This is a genomic window from Lactobacillus colini (genome assembly GCF_017874575.1).
In the GTDB taxonomy this organism is placed as follows: domain Bacteria; phylum Bacillota; class Bacilli; order Lactobacillales; family Lactobacillaceae; genus Lactobacillus; species Lactobacillus colini.
Genome location: NZ_JAGGLU010000032.1, coordinates 1 through 1,681, shown reverse-complemented (window position 1 = coordinate 1,681; position 1,681 = coordinate 1). Strand labels below are relative to the sequence as shown.

At 32.8% G+C, this 1,681-nt stretch carries 1 protein-coding gene; it reads right to left on the bottom strand.

Annotated elements, in window-relative coordinates; translation table 11 throughout:
* Positions 1–170 precede the first annotated feature (170 nt).
* Entirely contained in the window at positions 171–1,403 is a 1,233-nt protein-coding gene (locus tag J2Z60_RS10845) for an IS110 family RNA-guided transposase (RefSeq protein ID WP_209687707.1), read from the bottom strand.
* Positions 1,404–1,681 lie beyond the last annotated feature (278 nt).

Below are 1,681 nucleotides of genomic sequence, written 5' to 3'. Positions count from 1 at the left end.
TTTTCCACCTAAAGTCAAGTAATATCAATATTTTTAATAAATTTTCTTGTTTGGTTAGTTCAGTATTAATATCCAAATCAAAATTTTATAGAAATTGAGAGTATGCTAAAAAGTGCCTACTAAATAGAACTTTTTGTAGACAATTGGGTTATACTTGAAGTGGTCAGAATTTATTCATTTTTGACTGCAAAGTTATAGTCATAAGTTTGTTTATTATGAATAAGCGCAAACAGTAGACGAATGAGCTTATGAACTGAAGCGATAGCGATTTTCTTATATCCATGATTGGATTGAGAAAGTCGCTTTTTTCGTTCATAGTAATCTATTACATGACAAGGGGAATGGCGTTGAACAGTAATCATAGTATTAACAGTTTCATAGAGAATCTTTCTCAATATAGCACTGCCATGCTTAGATATGCCATAATGAGAATCTATCTGACCTGACTGATATCGACCTGGATCAATTCCAATATATGCATCCATTTGATTAGAAGATTTGAAGCGTGATAAATCACCAAACTCTGCTATTAAACGTGCAGCAGTTAATTCAGCGATACCTGGTACAGAAATAAAAATTTTAAAAATTCTAGTATCTTGTTTGGAAAGTAAAATCTCTTTTTTAATCTTCTCAATAACTCGCTGTCTAGTTCTTTGAATATCTAACAATCTTTCCACACAATATCTAATCTCCCATACTTGTTCACTATCTTTATCATCGTAATATGAAGTTTTAGTGGCTAAATTTTTTAATCGACATGCGATGTTTTCTGCTGTTTGTTGGCCAATACCAGAGAGTGCTTTTAACTTCTCTAAGATTTTACCATTGCCATCATCTAATACCATTTGAGCATGAGGATATATTTGAATAATCTGCCAATATTTGATCCCTGTGGCAGAACCAAATAGCTTTTCAATTTGCGGGAAAGTTGTTTGAAGTGCACGATGCAGCCTAGTTTTGAATATTATTAAATCATGAGTTAGTTGATCATAAGTATGACTAGCAATTTTCATCTCACGGTAATGCTTATTAGGCATTTGAGATAGAGGCTGAGGGAGAGTAAATTCAATCATTGCTAAATGTTTAGCATCAACCTTATCTGTTTTTAAGTGACGCAAATTATTATCCATCAACTTTTTTGCTTTTAAAGGATTAAGGTAAATAAAGTTATACTCATTGTCACTTAAGAACTTTTCTAAGGATAAGGAATAAACACCTGTAGCCTCTAATACTACTACCAAATTTTTCTTACTATAAAGTTCCAAGTAACTTGATAATTCTTCAAAACCTGGCTTATCATTAGTGATTTTGAAGCTCGCTTGTTCTTTCTTCTTGATAACAACACTAACGTTAGATGTGTGACTACTTACGTCAACCCCAAAGACTATTTGAAAACTCATAATAATATACCCCCAATAGTTTTACTTATCCTATGACTAGATGAAGCTGTTCATCAGTTGATATTCAGTGCTACTTTTCCAAACACGGCATTAAAACTGCCTACATACTTCGATAAGCTTTTTGAATAGCTGGTGAAGCTGCCTGTTTTTTGTATGACGTCCAACCGCCTAACGCATCCTCGGCATTAAGCGCTTCATCTTACTTTTATTTTAAGTAAAAATAAAAGTGCTAGGCAATTATTCCGTCGAATAACTACCTAACACTAAGTTAGTATGTTTTT